The organism is Devosia riboflavina, from assembly GCF_000743575.1.
In the GTDB taxonomy this organism is placed as follows: Bacteria; Pseudomonadota; Alphaproteobacteria; order Rhizobiales; family Devosiaceae; genus Devosia; species Devosia riboflavina.
In genome coordinates, this window is the sequence record NZ_JQGC01000001.1 from 436,066 (window position 1) to 452,511 (window position 16,446).

Consider the following 16,446-nt stretch of genomic DNA (forward strand, 5'->3'; position numbering starts at 1 on the left):
CAACGACCTCGCGCACTAGTCCGCTCCAAGAACCCAAGCGGGGTTCGGCGTTTCAGGAGAGAGCTTATGAATCAGATCGACCTCAGCGGCCAGGTGGCCGTCATCACCGGCGGCGCACAGGGGCTGGGTTTTGCCATGGCTAAGCGCATCCTCGATTCCGGCGCCAAGGTCAGCCTTTGGGACCGAGACGAGGAGGCGCTGGCAAAGGCGGTTGGCGCGTTGGGCATGGGCGCATCAAGCCAGGTAGTTGATATAACCGACCTCGCCGGGTTGGTCGAAGCACATGCGCGGGTCGAGGCGGAGATTGGCGGGGTATCGATCCTCGTCAATTCGGCGGGGGTCGCGGGCAACAATGCAAGCCTTGATCAGTATGATCCCAACGAATGGCGGCGCGTCGTCGAGATCAATCTTAACGGCACGTTCTATGTCAACAAGGCGGTCGTCCCCGCGATGAAGGCTCGCAATTACGGGCGCATCGTCAATATCTCCTCGGTGGCCGGCAAGGAAGGAAACCCCAATCTCTCAGCCTATTCGGCCGCGAAGGCTGGCGTGATCGGCCTGACCAAATCGCTCGGCAAGGAGTTGGCCGGCTACGACATCGCGGTCAATGCCGTCACTCCGGCCACGGCCAAGACCCGCATTCTCGACACCCTGACGGATGAATTCATCCAATATATGCTGACTCGCATCCCAAGGGGCCGTTTCCTTGAAGTCGACGAGGCCGCATCCATGGTGGCCTGGCTGGTTTCCAAGGAGAACAGTTTTACCACCGCCTCGGTTTTCGATCTCTCGGGCGGGCGGTGCACTTACTGATATGGAGCTTGGCGCCCGCCGTGCTCGGGCAGCAGCCGGCCAAATTGAGGACAATGCCGATGGGATGGGAAGCGCTCGCATATTGGGGGAAGGATGTGACGCGCGTCGAACCATTGGCCGGCGGTAGTTCCAATGATGTCTGGAGCGTACTAATCGATGGACGCCTTGCAGTCGCTCGTCTCGGCAATAGGAGCGACGCCGACCTCGCCTGGGAAGCCGAACTTCTCCAATATCTCGACCGCAATGGGCTGACTGTTCCGGCACCAATCCCAACCATGGACAACAGGCTGTTCGTGGGAGGCCTGGTAGTGATGAACTATATGGAGGGCGGGCCACCGCAGACCGCAAGTGACTGGCGCCGTGTGGCAAACACGCTGCGTGAGCTGCATCGGCTGACAGCCGGCTGGCCGCAACGACCGGGATGGAAATCCTCTACCGATCTCCTCCATGCGGACAAGGGGACGCGGATAGACCTTGCGGCCATGCCATCCGAGGCCGTCATTCGATGTCGGGCAGCCTGGAAGCGACTTGAGGGGCGCGAGACGTGTGCGGTGCACGGCAATCCGAACAACCCCGGAAACATCCGCATGAATGCCGACCGCGTGGCCCTCATCGATTGGGACGAGGCTCATGTCGACGTCCCCGACCTCGATCTGGTGCTGCCCCACAATGCTGCCGGGCTCCAGGGTGTTGCTCAGGATAGTGCCGCCCAAGCCTCTGCCGCATGGGAAGCCGCTGTGTGCTGGAAGGACGACTATGCGGTCAAGCGGTTAGCCGAGGTTCGAGCCGTCTGAACTGCTAGCGATTGGGCAGGCCGAGCCGGAACGTGGCCCCCTTGTTCGAGGGCACGAGCTCTATCCCAGCATCGTGCGCCTCAAGCATGGCGCGGACGATGTCGAGGCCCATACCGGTGCCGCCACTTTCGCGTCGGGTCGTGAAGAAGGGCTGGAAAATACGGTCCCGATTGCCCTCCGATATGCCTTCGCCATCATCGGCGACAGTCAGGGTAACACGCTCCTCTTCCCGGCGAGCGGCAATCTCCAGATGCTTCGCACCATGCTCGGCTGAATTTTCGGCCAGATGCGTCAGAACGATGCCCAAGGCTTCCTTGGGAAGTCCCAGCACCACATCCTCGCCGGACGCCGTCACCCGCAGGGTCGAAAAATGCGATCGCAAATCCGGCAGGACGGCGTCGAGGGTGGTTTCACCGCGAGCGAGGGGCATTTCGGCCTGGGCCAGTTCGCGCAGCCGGGCCACGTGGCGCGTCAAGCGGTCTGCATCGGCAATGATGTGATCGAGGAAGCGCTGGCGCTCGGCACCGGTCATGCCGGCGCCGTCGTCACGCATGAGTTCAGCCGAACCCCTGATGGCCGTTAGCGGCGATTTCAGCTCGTGCGAAACATGGGCGGCGAAGGACCGCATATATTCCGTACGGTCCATGAGGCGCGATGCGAGATCGAGAAACCCTTGCGACAGCGTCGCCAGTTCCGCGGTGCCATAGGCATCGAGCGGACGGATGGCGTCTCGCCCGCCTTGGCTGATCTCGCGCGTCCGACCAACCAATGCCGCAATAGGCTTGGTGACCGCACGGGTGAGCACATAGGCGATGACAAGGGTAACGATCAGCGAAGCGACCAGCACACCGGTTTCGAGCGCCGACAGGCCTCGCCCACCGAGCGTGCGCACGAGGACGATGAGCCCGGATGGCAGGCCTAGAACCACCAGCAGGACGGAATAGACCACAAGGGCCATCGAAGGCCGCCATTTGGTGGGAATTCTTGGCGCCTCGGTCACTGGTCGGGCTCCATAGAACCAAGTTTGAACCCGACACCATGCACGGTAGTCACCGCAGCGCCGCAACCTGCAGCGGCGAATTTGGCGCGCAGGTTGCGGATATGGCTGTCGATCGTGCGCTCGGACACATGGATGTCCCCGCCATAGGCGGTTGTCATCAATTGCTCGCGCGAAAACACCATTTCGGGGCGGCCCAGCAAGGCGGAAAGCACTTCAAATTCCAGAGCCGTGAGGACAATAGGCGTCCCCTTCCAGATGACGCTATGCGCGGAGCGATCAAGCCTTAAAGGCCCGCGAACCATCTGGTCTGATGCTTGTGTCGATGGGCCGGAAGTGCGCTTGAGGATCGTCTTGACGCGCGCGACCAGCTCCCTTGGGCTGAAAGGTTTGCTGACATAATCGTCACCACCAATCTCGAGCCCGATGATCCGGTCGACTTCCTCGTCACGCGCGGAGAGGAACAGGATTGGCACATCGGACGTCTTGCGGATTTGCCGACACACGTCCAACCCATCCAGTTCAGGCATGCCGATATCGAGCACGATCAGATCCGGTGAGGTGCGCCGCCAGGCAATGAGGGCTTCCGAGCCATCGCGGGCGATGGAAACGGCCATGCCCGCTCGTTCCAATGCGAAAGTGATGACATCGCGAATATGCGGCTCGTCGTCGACGACGAGAATTCTGTTGCTCATCAAACCGCTACCTTGATCCCGAGGCATTGTTTTGCAGCGTCTGCGGGTCATAGGCAACCGGGCGTGACGCGAGATAGTCGGCCAGCCGCTGCTGGCGCCAGGACCAGCTTCGCCAGTCGGTCCTCCGGAAACCAAACTCATAATGAAGGTTTTCGCGCAGATGAGTTGCGGCAAGCCAGGTCGGCAGATTTGGCTTTAGCGCGGAGATAAATGTGTCGAGCGCCGGAATGGCGGATGGGCCTAGTTCGCTAACATAGCTGAGGTCGAGTGCCAGGCCCTCGCCGGTGACTTCGAGGCTATGGGCGACGTTGAAGCGAGTAATGAGGGCGGAAACGTCCATCAAAGCCGTGCCGTAAAGTACGACGAGCAAAGAGACGAGGTTACAGGCGACGAGCCAGGCATTGGAGCGCTTCCACCAGATGCGCAACAGGATGAGCACAAGCCCGACGGCAACAAGGCCCATCCAGATGCCGGCCGCTAGCCGCAACCCGGTCAGCGAATAGACTTCGACATAGAGTTCGAGCCGCAGCATGGCCGAAAGACAGAGCAGAATATTCTGGCCGATAAAGGCATAGACGAGGCCCCGAATGAGCGCGTTGCGTTGGCCTGGTCCGTCCCGACGCATGGCGACCAGCACGAATGCCGCAGCCAGCAATGCCGTGACGATGAGTGGATAGGCGCCGCGATGGGCATATTCGGCGTGGCTCATGCCATTGGGCAATTCCATGCCGCCCCAGAGAAAGGCGAGATCGAGCACGGTCTCGACGGCAAAGAGCGCATTGAAGATCACGAGCGACCGCAGGATCGCCGCATGGCCGAGCCAGGTCGTCTCGCGCGGCGCAAAGAGCGGTGTTCCCAGGCGCGCCTTTTTCCGGCGCAGCAATCTTGGCCTGAGAAGGGCCCAGATACCCGCCGCCATGACGAGCCAGAACACCACGCGTATCGGATTGAGGAGGTCAAATGCCCGATCCGCACGTAGCCCCGCGAGCAAGGCTTCGACCAAAGGGTTGGCGGCGGCAAAAAGGACGACGAAAACCAGCCCGAGCCCGAGAGGCACGATCCAGGCCAAGAGCCCAAGCAAGATTTTTTGCCAAAGCTGGGGCTGGGCCGTGATCCTGATTGCCACCGCATCACGCGCCAGAGTGATGGGGGCGGGCAGAAGAAATCGCATGACCGTTTGAGGCATCTGCTCGAGCCGACCGGGCAGCAATCTGATGGCGATCAGCGCCGACAGACCAAGGCCGAGGCCGGCAAGCAAAAGGCCGAGTAGCGATGGTAGCTCGACCAAAGGCAGAGCAAGGACCGCCGCGGTTACGAAGCCAAGAGCGCCCTCTCGAATGCGCCCCCTTCGCCACGCAAAGGCAGTGATCGCGAAAGCAATGACCAGCGTCGCCAGGAACAGGTTGATACCCGGCTCCGCATCGAACAGCAGGAGGTCACTGACCGCCACCAGAAAGAGTGTCGTGAAGCCGGCCGCCATGGCCAGCGCGAGCGTCTTGGGCGCGGGGTGAAACTGATCGGTCTCTTGCATCGTGCTTGCCTCCTTCGATGACGAGAAAGGCGCAACCCGATCTCCCCTGCCCCCTGGTGCATGGGATGGGGAGGTCGGCCACGAGCCACCAGCTATCATTGATGATGCGGCTGGGAAGCTGAATGGCGGGACGGAGCAATGGGCGATCAGGATTGCGCATGGGTGCAAACCTGACATCGTCGCCAGCAGTTTTTGTGCAGATGGATCGGAGAAAGTCAGGTTTGCCGCGTCAAACCCGTGTCGCTCAGTTTTCGCGCAGGCGATCCCGAACCGATGTCAGTTTGTCCGGATTGCGCGTGATATAGATGCCGAGGATCCTGCCATCCTCGATATGGAGCGCAGTCGTCTGCAACAAGGAGCCGTGTTCCCGACTGATAAAGCCGGGCAGTCCGTCGATCCAGACCGGCTCGACCATCTCGGTCCAGCCCGCTCCATATTTGCGGAACATTCCCTCATAGAGACGCAGGACGCGTTCGCGGCCCTCGATGGGATTGATGAAGGCAAAGACCTTGCCGCCGCCATCGGAATGCATGACGACGCCTTGGGCAAGGAGCGTTTCAAGCGTGGTCATGTCACCATTGTGCGCAGCGACAAAAAAGGCCTGGGCAAGACGGTCGCCCTCAGCGCGGTCGACGGGATAGCGCGGACGCGCCTCCTGCACGTGCTTGCGGGCCCGGGAGGCCAATTGGCGAACCGAGGTCGCATCCCGGCCGAGCGTTGCGGCGATCTCGTTGAGCGGCTGACCGAACACTTCATGGAGCAGGAAGGCTGCCCTTTCGAGCGGCGACAGGCGCTCGAGCGCCAGCATCAGCGTCATCGTCAATTCGTCGGCATCGACCTCGGGTTCTTCGGGCTCAAGCATGGGCTCGGGCAGCCATGAGCCGACATAATGCTCGCGTCGGGCGCGGGCCGACTTCATTTCATCGAGGCAGAGGCGCGTGACGATGCGCGATAGGAAAGCCCCGGCTTCGCGCACTGTCGCCTTGTCGACCTGCGACCAGCGCAACCAGGCATCCTGCACTACGTCTTCCGCCGCGGCCCGGCTGCCCAGCATGCGATAGGCAAGGCGCACCAGTCGGGACCGGTGCACCTCGAAATCATTGGCCGCCTCAGGCGGCATGTTGTCCCTCGCTGACAACCGGACGGATGCGGAAACCGACCTGCAGCCGGTTCCAGGCATTGATGGCGCCAATGGCGAGGGTCAGGTTCACCTGTTCCTCGGGAGAGAACTGGGTGGCGATTGGCGCATAGTCTTCGTCGGCAGCGCCATTTTGCGGCAGCAGCGTCAGGGCTTCGGTCCAGGCGAGCACGGCGCGCTCCCGCTCGGAGTAGACCGGGGCTTCACGCCAGGCGCTCAGCAAGTGCAGACGCATTTCGGTCTCCCCTGCCTGACGCAGATGTTCGACATGCATGTGGATACAATAGGCGCAGCCATTGATCTGCGAAGCGCGCAGCTTGATCAGTCCGATCAGCGTATTGTCGAGCCCGCTGGCGGCAATGGCCGTTTCGAGCGTCATCATGGCCTTGATGGCTGCGGGCGCAAGCGCGAAATGATTTTCGATACGTGGGTGCATGGTGGTTTCCTGATTTAGCGAGTGGGACGGCTAGTCTTGAGCCAGTTGGCATAGGTCACGGCGCCAAGGCGCGCGGCGCCGCGGGGTAGAAGCGAGGCTTCATCGAGCCGGGCGCCAAAATACTTTGCTTCCGGATCGGGTTGGACTTTCCGGTTGTCTTCGATGTCGCCGAGATAGCGGGCAACAAGGTCCGCTAGCCGGAATTTTTCCGGCCCAGCGATTTCAATCGTGCCGTTGATCGGCTGCGCCAGCGCCGCCTCGGCGACAAAGGCGGCGACATCATCGGAGGCGATGGGCTGGATCAGCGCCGTACTGAGCGGGATTGCAGCGTCAGCGCCGACGGAATTGGCGATGCTGCCGAGGAATTCGAGAAACTGGGTGGCGTGAACGATCGTGTACAGCGTGGGAGAGGCCTTGATCAGCCGCTCCTGCGCCAGCTTGCCGCGAAAATAGCCGCTCTCCTGCAGGCCCTCGGTGCCAACGACCGACAGCGCCACATGGTGGCGGACGCCGGCGCGGGCTTCCGCGGCGAGAAGATTTGTGCCCGCGGTCACGAAGAAATCGAGCGCCGCCTTGTCCTCGAACGACGGGGAATTGGCGAGATCAAGCACAACCTCGGCACCAAGCAGGGCAGCGTCCAGACCTTCCCCAGTCATGGTATTGACGCCGGATTTGGGTGAGGCTGCGATGACTTCGTGGCCTCGCTCCGAAAGCAGCCGGACGACCTTGGACCCGATGAGGCCGGTGCCGCCGATAACGACGATTTTCATGTTCCTATCCTTGCGAGCGAGCGTCGGCCGATAAGCCGACCGATGGTTCTGCTGCAAAGACGAGATGGCTGTGAGCCGGTGTGACATGGGCGCGAAAATTTTCGCCCCGCGCCTCGCCAGCGATGTCACACAGGCATAGCCTGTCTCGTCTTCGCCGTATCACCACCCAAAGGGAGAGGCCGCATGCATGTGGGCCGGTCGTATCGCGTCGTCGAATTCGCCATGTGGTCGCGCCGCAGCGTGGTCTACATGGTCCTGCTCAGCCTCCTGGCCATAGCCCTGTTCCTCTTGCCGCCGATACAGGGTTTTGCTTTACCCTGGCAGGTCGTCGTGATGCTGGGTACCACCGTCTCCCTCGTCGCCGGTTTCAAGAATTCGCAAGTTCTTGGCCGCAGCGCCGAAGGCTTGCAGGCCTTTGCCCAGATTGCCGCGACCAGCCGCATGCTGGCCGGGTTCTGTCGCGGTTTCTGTGAGCCGCAGGTGGCGAAAATCCTCATCCATCGCCACATCGCCTGGCTCACCGCCCTGCGGTTCGGCCTGCGCCGGCCAATGCCTTGGGAATCGATGAGCCGGCGCGCCAATATCGAATATCGCCGCCGCTATCATATCCTCGAAGACACGACGAACTTGAACGCCGAGCTGGCGCGGCTCGCGCCCGAAGCGGCTAAAGTCTCGGACGGCACGCGGCCAGAGATCGACCTGTTGTCGCGCCAGGCCGAAGCCTTCAATGCCTTGTTCAGGGCCGGAAGCCTGCCACCGCAGATCTATGTCGAGCTGACAAAACTACTGCGCGATTGCCATGACCAGCAGGCACGCTGCGACCGCATCAAGAACAATCCCTATCCCCGCCAATATGCCATCGTCAGCGCCATGCTGGTCTGGTGCTTCTGCACCTTTCTGCCCTTCGGCGTCGTGGCGCTCTTTTCCGAAATGGGCATCGGCATCTGGCTAGCCGTGCCTTTCAGCACGCTGATCGGCTGGATGTACATGTCGCTCGATCAGGTCGGCGAGAGCACGTCCAACCCATTTGAAGGCAATGCCAATGACGTGCCGATCTCGCAGATTTGCCGCGATCTCGAAATCGAGCTGCGGACCCTGTTGGGTGAGAGCGAGATTCCAAAACCCCTGCCCGCGATCAATGGCATTGCAACATAATAGAGAAGGCCATTCTTGACTCCACGATCCAGAATGACTATTTCCCCGCCATGGCCAGACCCAAGGAATTCGATCGCGATGCCGCCCTTGCCGGAGCACTGCAGGTGTTCTGGACCAAGGGCTATGAAGGCGCTTCGACCGACGACCTGCTCAAGGGTATGAATATCGGCCGGCAGTCCATGTACGACACCTTTGGCGACAAGCAGGCGCTCTTTCTTGAAAGCCTGCGCTGCTACCACAAGCTCGACAACAAGAACTTCTTCGACCACCTCGGGGACAATCCTTCGCCCCTCAAGGTGCTGCATGGCTTTCTCGCCATTTTCACCCGCCGCAGCGACGAGGAGAACGCTCGCGGCTGCATGGGCATCAATGCCACGACAGCCTTCGGCCGCAACAATCCGGAAGTGACGCAACTGGCGCGCAATACCGCTACCAGTGTCGAAGACATGCTGGCCCAACTGGTCGGCGCGGCAAAAGATGCGGGAGAAATTGCAGCCAGGGTCGATAATGCGGTAGCTGCCAGTTTCCTCTATGCCACCTTGCAAGGCCTCACCGTGCGGGCCCAGGCCGGCGCCAGCCACGATGAACTCGCCAGGGTGGCTGATTTCACCATAGAGGCGCTCAAAGCCATGCGCTAACCGCTCCCAGCCTCAACGCCAATTATCGCACCTAATTTTGGACTAATCAGTCCAGAAAATGACTATCCATGCCTGACGAAAGGAATCCAGCATGTCGGCATATCTCCCCCTCCTCGACAAACGCGCCGTTGTTACCGGCGGTTCGCGCGGCATCGGCGCTGCCATCGTGCGAAAACTCGCCGAGCAAGGCGCGCATGTCGCCTTCACCTACACTTCGAGCCCGGACGCGGCACAAGCGCTTATCGATGAGGTAGTCGCCGGAGGCGGTAAGGCTTTCGCGCTACAGGCGGACAGCGCGGACGTGACGAGTCTCCAGGCCGCCATCCGCACCGCAGCCGAAAAACTTGGCGGCGTCGACATCCTCGTCAACAATGCCGGCATTATCGCCCATGCGTTGATCGACGATTTTACCGCGAGCGATTTCGATCGGACAATTGCCGTCAATGTCCGTGCGCCATTCTTTGCCATGCAGGAAGCCGCGAGGCACATGCAGGCTGGCGGACGCGTCATCAATGTATCGAGCAACACCGCCGTCAGCGCCAGAGTGCCGGGATCGACGGTCTATGGCATGTCCAAATCCGCCGTCACGGCAATGACCCGCTCGCTGGCCCATGAATTCGCGCCCAGAGGCATCACGGTCAATGCCATTCAGCCCGGCCCCACGCGGACCGACATGACCGCAGGACGGGAAGATTACATCATCAGCATGGTGCCGGCCGGTCGCATGGCTGACGCCTCCGAACCCGCAGCTCTCGTTGCCTATCTCGCCGGTCCCGATGCCGGCTTTATCAACGGCACGGGTCTCACCATCGACGGCGCCATGACCGCCTAGCTTTGCCAGCCCGTTCCGCCTGATGATTGCGCAAATTCCCAAACCCGGTCAGATTGCCGGGGCGTAACTCGGGCGGACGGGCATGCACACTGTCGCAAAACTCGATGGCTGGTCGTCGCCGGTGGTGGAAGCGGTGACACACACCACTTTCAACACCAGCGGCAGCATGCTCATGCAGCCGGATGGCTGCTGGGATTTCGTGATCCTCAAATCTGCGGCTGGTACAACCGTGCTGCGGACCGGTCTCACGACATCGGCGGTCACACATCACTTCGCAGAAGGCGACGAGATCCTGTCGATCGCCTTCAAGCCAAGTAGCTTCATGTCGCTGATGCCGGGCGAAAAGATGCTCGACGAAGGCGTCGTGCTCTCCAATGTCGGCCGCGACCGCTTCTCGCTCGGCGGCGATATCATCGAAATCCCCACCTTCGACAATGTCGACCGGTTTGTTGCAAAGCTGCTCAGCAACGGCATTGTCGAGGACAATAGCTTGGTCGCCTCCCTCGTTTCCGGTCATCCCATGGCCATGTCGGAGCGAACCATGCAGCGGCATTTCCTGAAAACCACCGGCCTTACCTACAAGACCTTTACCCAGATCGAGCGGGCGCAAAAGGCACTCACCCTGTTGCAACAGGGGCGCCCGGCCGCCGATGTCGCCTTCGCGCTCGGCTATGCCGACCAGCCGCACATGATCCGCTCTGTCAAGGCGATCATGGGCCAAACGCCCGGTCAGATCGCCCCGCGATAAGTTGTCGGAAATCTTCAATCCCGCGACCGGCCCGCTGGCTAGAAAGGATGCACTTTCACCCCAGCAAGGACGCAGCAAATGACCGACATCCGCCCCTTCAAGATCGCCATCTCGGAAGCCCAGTTGGCCGATCTCAATCAGCGCCTGGCCAATACCATTCTCGCTAGCGAGGCCCTCGGCGCCGGCTGGGCTGCCGGCCCGACCGCCGACTTCGTCACCAGCGCGATCCAGCGTCTCCGCAATGGCTATGACTGGCGCGCGCAGGAAGCCGCGATCAACCAGCACCCCCAGTTCATCACTGAAATCGACGGCCAAACCATCCATTTCCTGCACGTCAAGACCGCAACGCCCAATGGCACGCCGCTCCTCCTGCTGCATGGCTGGCCGGGTTCATTCGTCGAATTCCTCGACGCCATCGCGCCGCTCAGCAGTGCCGGTTTCGATCTCGTCATCCCTTCGCTCCCGGGTTTTGGCTTTTCCGGTCCGACCCGCGAGGCCGGCTGGAATGACAACCGCATTGCCGCGGCGCTGCTCGAACTGATGTCTCGCCTTGGCTATCAGCGCTTCGGCGTGCAGGGCGGCGATGCCGGCGCGGTGATTGCTCCCACCATTGCCCGTGCAGCACCGGATCGCGTCATCGGTGTGCATGTCAACGCCGCTACCATGGGCTTCATTCCGATGGGCCCGATCGAGCCTGCCGAATTCGCTAGCTTCACCGAGGCCGAAACCGCGCGTCTGCAGCGTCTGCAGCAGTTCATGGCCGAACGTTTTGGCTTCAATGCCCTGCAATCGAGCCGTCCGCAAGCCGTGGCCTATGGGATTTCGGACTCTCCGGCCGGCCTCATCGCCTGGCTGGGCGACATGTTCGCCGGCTTCGGTGACAGTCCGGATGCCGTGGCCAAGGACAAGTTCCTGACCAATGTGCTGGTCTATTGGTTCACAGGAACCGCGGCCTCCTCGATCCGGCTCTACTACGAAAACGCGCATGATCCGGAAGCATGGTCGCCAAAGCCCAATTCGGGCGTTCCCACCGGCGTCGCTGTCTTCGCCCGCGATGAAGTCGCCATCCGCCGCTTTGCCGAAGAGGGCAATACCATCGCCCGCTGGACTGAACTCGACAGTGGTGGGCACTTCGCAGCCATGGAAGTGCCGCAGGTCTGGGCCGAAGAAGTCACGAGCTTTTTCGCAAGCCTGAAGCGCTGAAACGGGGCCAGCAACAAGAAGCCGACCGCTCGTGAAGAGTGGTCGGCTTTCGTTCTTGCGGACGTTTCAGATCGGCAGATCCGGCAATTCAACGCGCGTCTCAAAACTACGATAGAATTGGCCCCAGCCGGGATCACGCAGATGCTGCTCAAGACCGGCGCGCTTGACCAGGGCCTGCGCCTCCCGATTGCCCTCGGCGAGGGCCGCAGACATGTCGACATTGACCGGCTTGCGGTCGAGCAGAACGAAGTCACCATCGACCATAACCGTCTCGACATCGGAGCCGACTGCCTGATGAATGAGACGGTGGACCGGGAGCCAATTGGGGGTCAGGTGCGGCTGGTTCATGTCGATGACGACGATATCGGCCTTCTTGCCGACTTCGAGCGAGCCGATTTCCTTTTCCATGCCCAAGGCCCGGGCAGCGTCGATGGTGATCATTTCGAGCACCTTGCCCGGCGGGAAATAGTAGCGATCGTGATTGCGCAGCACGTGCTGGGTCGATTGGAAGGAGCGCGCGATCTGCAGCATGTCGAAATAGCGACTAGGCGCAGTGCCGTCCGACGTGACAGCGACATTGACGCCGCGGGCGAGCATTTCGATGACCGGGGTGGAGCGGCCCGGCGGGGCATGGGTGACGTGGGTGCCGGTTTCGGCGAGGATGTCGATTTCCTCATGGGAAATGCCCCAGCAATGCTGGAGGTGGATATCAGGTCCAAGAAGGGCATTTTCCTTGTCTTGGAAGGCGAGGCGAATATGACCGGCAAAGGCGTCGGAATGAATGCGGACGCCATGCTTGCGCGCCAGTTCGCGCACAGCGCGGGCCTGGTCGCGATCGGCCTGGGTCAGGGAAACCGCCTGGTCGGGCGTCGACATGTTTGAGGGGTCGAGCGAGGGCACGATGGTGAAAGGGGTCACATAGACCTGGATGCGGCCATTGGCGCTGCCATTGAGGGCTTGAATGGTGGCCTCAGTACCTTCCATCATCTCGTCAAAGGAGACGCTGCGGCGAACGGGTTCGCCGGTTTCCCAACGGGTAACTGTGCGTGGCCACGGCAGACCGGCCGGGCCGGTGCAGATGATTTCGCGAAGGCCGATCTCGCTATAGGCACGAGCGTGGTTGATCGCGAATTGCGGATCGTCGCTGCGCGGCATGGACGTGATGATGCTCACCGACGTGGTGACGCCGGAGGTAAGACGTTCGAGGCCGGAGACCAGGCCATCGGCATACCAGAATTCGCGCGTGACATAGTGGTAGTAGACCGGGGTGACGATCTTCATCCAAAGCGGGTTAGTGTCGACGCCAATGCTGCGGATGAGGCAGTGGCCGGCATGGCCATGGGCGTCGATGAGCCCCGGAATGATAAGCTTGCCGCGGCAATCGACCACGCGATCATCTGGCTCGATGGTGACTTCGGACTTCGGACCGACAGCGGTGATGCGGTCGCCGACCACGCGGACGGCGCCGTCTTCTATAATCCGCCTATCGGCATCGACCGGGACCACGGTGCCGTTGATGAAGACAGTACCTGCCATGGTTTGCTCCTGGTCTTTAAGGTCAGCGCAGCGGAAAGCTGGGGCGGAAGATCTCTTCCACGGGCGGATGCTTCCAGCTCCGATCGGGATACTTGGCGATGAGGCCTTCGAACTGGCGCTGCGCTTGCTCTCGTGCGGCGACAAGGTCGAAATCGTGCACCTTGCCATGACGCATGGAAAGGCGGCCATCGACGAAAACGGCTTCGGTCACCTTGCCATTGCCACCCATGAGCAGGGTAGTGATGGGGTCGACCGAGGGCGTCATATAAGCATCGTCCAGGCGGAAGATGGCGATATCGGCCAGCGAGCCGGCGGAGAGGCGGCCGAGATCGTTGCGGCGAAGGGCCCTGGCGCCACCGAGCGTGGCGGCATTGAAAAAGTCGGCCGAGCTGGCGGCGTTTGAATGTTCGGCGATGCGGCAGGCGATGAGGCCGACCAGCATGTTCATCCACATATCCGCGGGGGCGGTATCGGTGGCCATGCCTATATTGACGCCGGCAGCGCGAAAACTGGCGAAGGATTTGAGGACACTACCCATACGGGCGGAGACAAGTGGCGAATGAGCGAGGCTGACGCCGTGCTCGGCGTAAAGGGCGACATCGCGCTCGGTAGCGTAGGTGCCGTGCGGGGCGATCAGGTGGTCGTTGAGGAGGCCAAGGCGAGCAAGCCATTGCGGACCGGTCGCGTCATGGAGACGATCCATCATATCGAGCTCGAACTTGCCCTGCGCCATATGGATGCGGACGGGGCAATCGAGCTCGCGGGCGGCGTCCATGGTGCGTTCAAGCAGCGTTTGCGTGCAGGTTTCCACTCGGTCCGGAGCAAGAAGGCCGTTGATGAGGCCACCATGGGTACGGTGATGACGGCGGATAAAACCGAGAGCCGTATCGAGGCCAGCAAGCCCCCTGCCCTCGTCGAAACGCATATGAAAGATGCCGGTATTGTCGACGACGGCGCCGCCGGAGCGATAGGCAGGACCGAGAAAGACGCGAAGGCCAAGGGCGGCCGCGGCTTCGGCTGCTGCATCGAACTCTTCGGCGGTTTCGGCCCATTCGCGATAATAGAGCGAGGCGATGGGCAGCGCCGTGGTGATGCCGTTGAGAAGAAGCGTCGCGAAGGCGAACCTCTTCTGGAAGGCCAGTTCCTCGGGCGAATACATTTCATAGGGGCCACGGGCAACGTAGCTTTCGGGCCAGACGCGACCGCGCGGCCAGCCGGGCTGATTGTCGGTGACAAGGGTATAGGTATCGAGATCGGACAAGGCATCGAGGTCGATGAAACCCGGGCTGATCAGGGCTGCGCCGAGATCGATGCGATTGGCCACTTCGCCTTCAAAGCGGCGGCCGGCATAGAGAATGCGGTTGCCTTCGAAGACCAGTTCGCCATTGCGAATGAGGACGTGCGTACCGCCCTCATGGGCAACAAGCCATTCGGCGGTCAGCAAGGTTTTGCCACCCGGTCGGGCGCCCAGCGTGAGATCGTTGAGGCCGGCCATAGTCTTTTCCCCGTCGACAAGAAAGAACCGGCGCCCTGTAGGGCGCCGGGGATTTTTGGCTACTCGCCGACCACCGTGAACCAGTGGCGGGCCTTGTTGTCGGCGCGCACGTCAATGGTTTCGATACGACTGCCGGTAGCCCAGGCGATGGGCTGCTGATGCAGCGGGATCATGAGCAGTTCATCCTTGGCGATGCGCAGGGCCTGCTCTTCAAGAGCCAGACGTTCGGCGGGATCGGTCGCGGCAGCAGCCTCTTTGACGAGATCGTCGAGCGCTGGCACCGACCAGCCACCATAGTTGGATACGCCATAGGCGCCATCGCGGGTGGCGAGCACCTGGGAGAGCAGCGAGAAGGCGTCCAGCGTCGGTTCATTGGCCCAGCTAATGTTGAAGACTTCGACTTCACCCTTGGAACGCTTGGGCGACTGCACGGCGCGCGGGCCCATATCGATGGTGGGAGCAAAGCCTGCGCGGGTCAGCATATTGGCAATGCCCTGGCAGAAGTCTTCCTCGTTGATGCTCTCGTCGTTCATGCAGGTATAGGTGAAGGCAGCGCCTTCCTGACCGGCTTCCTTGAGGAGAGCCTGCGCCTTGGCCGGATCGGCCGGCTCATAGGTATCAAGGGCTGCCGAATAGCCCGCGATATCGGGAGCGATCATCGAACCGGACGGGCGAGCAAGGCCGCGCATGATACGCTGGTTGATCAGGTCGCGGTCGATGGCGGCTTCGAAAGCCTGACGGACGCGGATGTCGTTGAACGGGTTCGGGCGACCATCGAGCAGCGTTTCGTTGCGGTTGAAGGCGACGAAGACCGTGCGCAGTTCGGTGAGGCTGATCACCGTCTTGGTCGGGTCGGCCTTGAGACGATCGAGATCCTGGATCGGGGCGCTGTCGATCAGATCGACTTCATCGGAGAGCAACGCCGCGATGCGGGTGGCCGCCGAAGTGATCGGGATGAATTCGAGACGATCGACATTGTGGTGCTTCTCGTCCCACCAACCATCGTTGACGATGAGCACGGTCTTGCTGTCGGGCGCGCGGCTTTCGAGCATGAAGGGGCCGGTGCCATTGGTGTGGCTCGTGGCATAGCCTTCGATGCCCTGGGCAAAGTCAGACGGCTTTTCGGTATTGTTGTCCTTGAGCCAGCCGGCGTCGAAGACGAAAATATTGGTGATGTCGTTGAGGAACAGCGACGAAGTGGTGCTGACATCGACTTCGACGGTAAAATCGTCGATCTTCCTGATGCCCTGATAGAGCGGCATATTGCCCTTGAGCGGCGAGGCCGGATCGGCAGCGCGCTGGAAGGAGGCGACCACGTCATCGGCGGTGAAGTCAGCGCCGTCGTGGAATTTTACGCCCTCGCGCAGCTTGAAGCGCCAGAATTTTCCGTCGACCAGTTCCCACGAGGTGGCCAGAGCCGGCTCGATCTGGAAGGTCTTGTCGTAGCGCACGAGGCCTTCATAGATGTGGTTGAGGAAGGCGAGGTTCGAGGTCGAGGGGATCGAGTTGGGATCGAGCGAGTAGATATCGGCTCGCGAGCCCCACTTGACCGTTTCGGCCTGCGCTGCCATCGCCCCCATCGAGAGCGAAACCGCCAGGGCGGCCAGCATAGTTTTTACGACAGACATCCGTTCTCTCCTGTTATGTCGTTATTCTCGGTGTTCC

At 61.4% G+C, this 16,446-nt stretch carries 16 protein-coding genes; 7 read left to right on the forward strand and 9 right to left on the reverse strand.

Going from position 1 to position 16,446, the window contains the following annotated elements; all coding sequences use genetic code 11:
- Positions 1-66: 66 nt before the first annotated feature.
- On the forward strand, positions 67-813 hold the full coding sequence (locus JP75_RS01865; RefSeq protein WP_035078239.1) for an SDR family NAD(P)-dependent oxidoreductase: 747 nt from the start codon (positions 67-69) through the stop codon (positions 811-813).
- A gap of 59 nt (positions 814-872) precedes the next feature.
- On the forward strand, positions 873-1,607 hold the full coding sequence (locus JP75_RS01870) for a phosphotransferase enzyme family protein (protein ID WP_035078241.1): 735 nt from the start codon (positions 873-875) through the stop codon (positions 1,605-1,607).
- A gap of 4 nt (positions 1,608-1,611) precedes the next feature.
- Here the strand turns inward: JP75_RS01870 and JP75_RS01875 are convergent, their stop codons facing one another.
- The 6 genes from JP75_RS01875 to JP75_RS01900 form a co-directional block, all read right to left on the reverse strand.
- Positions 1,612-2,607, reverse strand: a complete 996-nt coding sequence (locus JP75_RS01875) for a sensor histidine kinase (RefSeq protein WP_035078243.1) — start codon at positions 2,605-2,607, stop codon at positions 1,612-1,614.
- Entirely contained in the window at positions 2,604-3,299 is a 696-nt protein-coding gene (locus JP75_RS01880) for a response regulator transcription factor (RefSeq protein WP_035078245.1), read from the reverse strand. The genes JP75_RS01875 and JP75_RS01880 overlap by 4 nt, the downstream gene beginning before the upstream one ends.
- 7 nt (positions 3,300-3,306) lie before the next feature.
- On the reverse strand, positions 3,307-4,830 hold the full coding sequence (locus JP75_RS01885) for a DUF4153 domain-containing protein (protein WP_051960129.1): 1,524 nt from the start codon (positions 4,828-4,830) through the stop codon (positions 3,307-3,309).
- Between the two features lie 244 nt (positions 4,831-5,074).
- On the reverse strand, positions 5,075-5,950 hold the full coding sequence (locus JP75_RS01890; RefSeq protein ID WP_035078247.1) for a sigma-70 family RNA polymerase sigma factor: 876 nt from the start codon (positions 5,948-5,950) through the stop codon (positions 5,075-5,077).
- Positions 5,940-6,404, reverse strand: a complete 465-nt coding sequence (locus JP75_RS01895; protein WP_035078249.1) for a carboxymuconolactone decarboxylase family protein — start codon at positions 6,402-6,404, stop codon at positions 5,940-5,942. The genes JP75_RS01890 and JP75_RS01895 overlap by 11 nt, the downstream gene beginning before the upstream one ends.
- 14 nt (positions 6,405-6,418) lie before the next feature.
- Positions 6,419-7,174 (reverse strand): SDR family oxidoreductase, encoded by a 756-nt coding sequence (locus JP75_RS01900; protein WP_035078253.1) that lies wholly within the window; start codon positions 7,172-7,174, stop codon positions 6,419-6,421.
- 183 nt (positions 7,175-7,357) lie between these two features.
- Between JP75_RS01900 and JP75_RS01905 the strand changes: the two genes are divergently transcribed.
- The 5 genes from JP75_RS01905 to JP75_RS01925 all read left to right on the forward strand — a co-directional run bounded on the left by JP75_RS01905 (position 7,358) and on the right by JP75_RS01925 (position 11,750).
- Positions 7,358-8,329 carry a bestrophin family protein gene (locus tag JP75_RS01905; RefSeq protein WP_035078259.1) on the forward strand — a complete coding sequence of 324 codons (972 nt, stop codon included), beginning with the start codon at positions 7,358-7,360 and terminating at the stop codon, positions 8,327-8,329.
- A gap of 50 nt (positions 8,330-8,379) precedes the next feature.
- A complete protein-coding gene (locus tag JP75_RS01910; RefSeq protein ID WP_035078261.1) occupies positions 8,380-8,967 on the forward strand; it encodes a TetR/AcrR family transcriptional regulator in 588 nt (195 codons plus the stop codon).
- A 91-nt stretch (positions 8,968-9,058) separates the two neighbouring features.
- The gene (locus tag JP75_RS01915) at positions 9,059-9,799 is read left to right on the forward strand and encodes a 3-oxoacyl-ACP reductase family protein (RefSeq protein ID WP_035078263.1); all 741 of its coding nucleotides are present in this window, start codon (positions 9,059-9,061) and stop codon (positions 9,797-9,799) included.
- An 82-nt stretch (positions 9,800-9,881) separates the two neighbouring features.
- On the forward strand, positions 9,882-10,547 hold the full coding sequence (locus tag JP75_RS01920) for a helix-turn-helix domain-containing protein (RefSeq protein ID WP_051960130.1): 666 nt from the start codon (positions 9,882-9,884) through the stop codon (positions 10,545-10,547).
- A gap of 78 nt (positions 10,548-10,625) precedes the next feature.
- The gene (locus tag JP75_RS01925; RefSeq protein WP_035078265.1) at positions 10,626-11,750 is read left to right on the forward strand and encodes an epoxide hydrolase family protein; all 1,125 of its coding nucleotides are present in this window, start codon (positions 10,626-10,628) and stop codon (positions 11,748-11,750) included.
- 66 nt (positions 11,751-11,816) lie between these two features.
- Here the strand turns inward: JP75_RS01925 and JP75_RS01930 are convergent, their stop codons facing one another.
- Genes JP75_RS01930 through JP75_RS01940 form a run of 3 tightly spaced genes read right to left on the reverse strand, consistent with a single transcriptional unit; the run spans position 11,817 to position 16,409 of the window.
- A complete protein-coding gene (locus JP75_RS01930) occupies positions 11,817-13,286 on the reverse strand; it encodes an amidohydrolase family protein (RefSeq protein WP_035078267.1) in 1,470 nt (489 codons plus the stop codon).
- A 22-nt stretch (positions 13,287-13,308) separates the two neighbouring features.
- Positions 13,309-14,781: an amidohydrolase family protein gene (locus tag JP75_RS01935; protein WP_035078269.1), complete on the reverse strand. Its 1,473-nt coding sequence runs from the start codon at positions 14,779-14,781 to the stop codon at positions 13,309-13,311.
- 59 nt (positions 14,782-14,840) lie between these two features.
- Entirely contained in the window at positions 14,841-16,409 is a 1,569-nt protein-coding gene (locus JP75_RS01940) for an ABC transporter substrate-binding protein (protein WP_035078272.1), read from the reverse strand.
- Positions 16,410-16,446 lie beyond the last annotated feature (37 nt).